Source organism: Actinoallomurus acaciae (assembly GCF_042429965.1).
Classification (GTDB): Bacteria; Actinomycetota; Actinomycetes; order Streptosporangiales; family Streptosporangiaceae; genus Actinoallomurus; species Actinoallomurus acaciae.
In genome coordinates, this window is the sequence record NZ_JBHLZP010000660.1 from 1 (window position 1) to 3,876 (window position 3,876).

The 3,876-nt window shown below is 74.2% G+C and carries 3 protein-coding genes; all 3 read left to right on the plus strand.

Annotated elements, in window-relative coordinates:
- A partial coding sequence (locus ACFFNX_RS44385) for an Hsp70 family protein (protein ID WP_378212279.1) occupies nucleotides 1–3,131 on the plus strand: 3,131 nt, incomplete at its 5' end.
- 63 nt (nucleotides 3,132–3,194) lie between these two features.
- Complete coding sequence (locus ACFFNX_RS44390; RefSeq protein WP_378212280.1) at nucleotides 3,195–3,401, plus strand: hypothetical protein; 207 nt, start codon at nucleotides 3,195–3,197, stop codon at nucleotides 3,399–3,401.
- A gap of 108 nt (nucleotides 3,402–3,509) precedes the next feature.
- Nucleotides 3,510–3,876: DUF1275 family protein (locus ACFFNX_RS44395; RefSeq protein WP_378212282.1), on the plus strand; the 367-nt coding region annotated here is incomplete at its 3' end.

Here is a 3,876-nt window from a genome sequence, read left to right on the forward strand (position 1 = left end):
ACCAGGAGGACGGGCGGCCGGACGCCGCCACGGCGCTGTTCATGCGCGCCGGCGACTTCGCGGCGGCCGCCGCCTGCCTGTCGGGGTGGCGGGGCGAGGACGCGATCGAGGACCCCCGGCTGGCCGAGTGCCTCCGCCGTACCGGAGACCTGGAGGAGCTGGCCCGTCGTTGCCTCCGGGCGATCGACCGCGCCGGGCACGACGGGCGCATCGCCGACGAACTGCGGGCGGTCCGCGAGGCGGATGTGCTGTCCCCGAGCCTGCAGGCCGAGGTCTCCGCCGCGCTGGACGCCCTGGACCTGTGCGGACGCCGCCCGTTCGAGGAGCGGGCGGCGGTGTGGGTGGACCGGGCCCGCACCGACATCGACCGCCGCTTCGCCCGCGTCTGGGGCCTGGACCTGGGCACCACGACGAGCGCGGCGGCCATCTACGACACCGAAGCCGGACGCCCGGTGCTGTGCCCGTGGAAAGGCCACGGGCAGTTCCCCTCGACCCTGAGCCTCGACGAGGACGGCAACGAGCTGGTCGGGCTGGCGGGCGAGGAGATCTTCGCCGGCCGCCTGCTCGGCCACATCGGCTCCGCCAAGCGCAGGATGGGCGGCAAGGCGGTCTTCCGCGTCCGGGACCGCACGTACCGGCCCGAGGAGGTCGCCGCGCGCCTGATCCACCACGCCCGCGGCATGGTGGAGGACCTGCTCGCCGACCGCGTGCGCGAACGCGTCGCCGACCTGGCGCGCGCCGAGCTGGGCGAGGTGCGCGACTCATGGCTCGAATGGCTGCGGGACAACCACGACCTGCGACTGGCTCGCCCACGCGCGATCCTGACGATCCCCGCGTACTTCCGCAACAACCAGAAGCACGCCACGCGGCACGCGTGCGAGATCGCGGGTGTGGAGCCGGTACGGCTCATCCACGAGCCGACCGCGGCCTGCATGATGGCGGCCCGCGAACGCCGTCTCGATGGCACCGTGGCCGTGGTCGACCTCGGCGCCGGCACCCTGGACGTGAGCCTCCTGGAGGTCAGGGACGGCGTCCACGAGGTTCGCCGGACCATGGGCGACAACGCCTACGGCGGCAACGACTTCGACGGCGTCATCAGCCGTCACCTGGCGGAGAAGCTGGCGGGGCAGGGCGTCACCGTGCCGCCGTCCGGCCTCGCGCGCCGCCGCCTGGAAGTCGCCGCCGAGTACCTGAAGATCGCCCTGTCGGGCCAGGAGCAGGCGCACTATTCGCTGGTGCACTTCGTGGACGGCCGCGACGTGACCGTGGAGCTGAGCCGGGCCGAGCTGACCCGGCTGCTGGAGCGGCCGCTGGAGACCCTGCGCGACCTGTGCACGACGTTCGCGGCGGAGACGGCGGGAGCCCCGGACCATCTGGTGGTGGTCGGCGGGCCCATGCTGTCACCGCCGGTCCGCGCGCTGGTCGAGCAGGTCTTCGGCCGGCAGAGGACGGTGATCCAGGATCCGCGTTCGGCCGTCGCCTGCGGCGCGGCGCTGCAGGCCGCGATCCTCGACGGGAGGCTCCGGGACATGCTGCTCCTCGACGTGACCCCGTTGCCGATGGGGATCAAGGTCAAGGGCGACGGCGACCGCCCGGAGTTCTCCGAAGTGATCGCGGCCAACACCACCATCCCCACCCGGGCGGCGGAGAGCTACACGACGACGCGGGACGACCAGACGCAGGTCGAGATCGAGATCTTCAACGGGAGCGTGTCCGCCGAGGCGAAGGTGGGGCAGTTCCGTCTCGTCGGGATCCCGCCGTCGCCGAAGGGCACCCCGGAGATCGAGGTGACGTTCGCCATCGACGAGAGCTGCGTGCTCGAGGTGACGGCACAGGACACGAGGACGGGGAACTCGAACTCGGTCCGGATCTCCGACACGACGCTGCTGTCGCCCCGGGAGCTCGACGCGATGACCCGGCGGCGCGAGCGGCAGATCGAGGGCGAACAGGTCCGCCGGCGGCTGTCCGGGCTCGCCGACGAGGCGGAGCTCGCCGACCCCGAGGCGCTGTGGCGGGAGTTCCAGAGCCGGTTCGCCGCGTACCGGCCGCAGCCGGCGCCCCTGGACGAGGCGACCCAGCGGGTGATGTTGGAGATCTTCAACGGCTCGAACGACGCCGGGACCGAGCTGATGCTGGCCGGCGGCCCGCTGCGCGACCTGGCCACGGCGGCGCGCGATCACCTGCGGCGGCCGGCCGCGGACGACGATCTGGACGAGGCACGCCATCTGGAACGCCGGCTGCGCGAGGGCCTCGACCGGCTCGCGGAGCACGTCGGGCGGGTGACGCGCTGGAACGCCGTGCTGAAGAAACTGGCCGGCGCCGAGACCGATCCGCTGCACCGCTTCCGGAACCTGCACGACACCGGCGCCTACGCACGCGCCCTCGAGGCGCTGGAGGAGCTGCCCCACCCGCCGGAAGACCCCGAGGACGTCGAGCGGAGGCTGCGCTGCCTGGCCGAGACGGGCGATGCCGAGGGGTACCGCGCGGTGCTGCTCGCGTCGGCCGGCCGGCTGGGCTGCGCGGTGCTGGACGCCGACGGGACGGACGCGTTCCTCGCCCGCGCGAGACGAGCGTTCGTGAGCGTCACGGTGACGCGGGCCGGCGACGCCCGTACCGTCACGGGCAGCGGGTTCCTGGTCGGTGACCGGCTGGTGGTCACGAACCGGCACTGGCTCGACGACCCCGCGGCCGAGCACGGCCTCGCCGATCCCGCGCGGATCCGGGTCGGCATGGAGACCGGCACGAGCGCGGTCCGGCGTATCGCGCTGCCCGACTCGCCCCACCTGGACGTGGCGGTGCTGCGCCTGGAGGAACCGGTCGAGGCGAGCCCGCTCCGGATCGGGCACGGCGAGCTCGTACGGGTCGGCGACCGGGTCCGGGCGCCGGCCGGCGCCGGCCCGTCCGCGCTGCTCGACGGCGTCGTCGACGGATTCGAGTCCTTCCCCGAGCAGGGGCTGCGGCTCTACCGGACCGGGCTGCGGATCGGCCCCGCCGGCAGCGGCGGGCCGCTGCTGAACGCGCTCGGCGAGGTCGTGGGCGTGCTGACGGTCGGAGAGGAGAGCGGCCCGGCGACCTTCGCCCTGACCGTCGATGGGCTCCGGCCGTTGCTGGACGGTGAGTCCGCCCGGTGACGGAGCGCCCGGCCGATCCGGGCCGCGGCGTCCACCGGTGCGGCGATCCGCCAGACTGGGGCGGTGACCACCGATGAGCCGCTCCGGTGCTCGGCCAAGGGCTGCCGTGCCGACGCCCGCTGGGCCCTGCGCTGGAACAACCCGAAGATCCACGATCCGGACCGGCGCAAGATCTGGCTCGCCTGCGACGAGCATCGCGATCACCTGAGCGACTTCCTGTCCCGCCGGGGCTTCCTCCGCGACACCGTTCCGGTCGACGAGCTCGCCTGATCCCCGCCCTCGGCGAGTGGACGGCCCGCCGCCTGGCGTGTCGTACGGCGGCGGGGCGGGGATAACCGGCGCGGGGACAGGGCCGTCGAGGTGTCGGGGGGCGCCGCCATGGCCGAGCGGCGGACACCGCGGACGGGACGGCTCATGGCGGCCGTCGTCCTGCTGGCGCTCGGCTCCGGTGCCGTGGACGCCTTCAGCTTCGCCGCTCTCGGCGCGGTGTTCGCGAGCGTCATGACGGGAAACCTCGTCCTGCTCGGCGTCTCGGTCGTCCACGCGCACCTCGACGAGGCGATGGCGGCCGTGTCCGCCATCACGGCGTACGTCGCGGGAGTCCTCGCCGCCTCCCTCTGGCTCCGTACGCGCCCCGGCTCTGCCGGCCGGTTCGGCGGATCCTCGAACCGGGTCCGCCGCGCCCGCTCGCGCCGGCCGTACGGGCGCGGTCGGCCGCGCCCGTCCGGCGGCACCTATCTCGGCC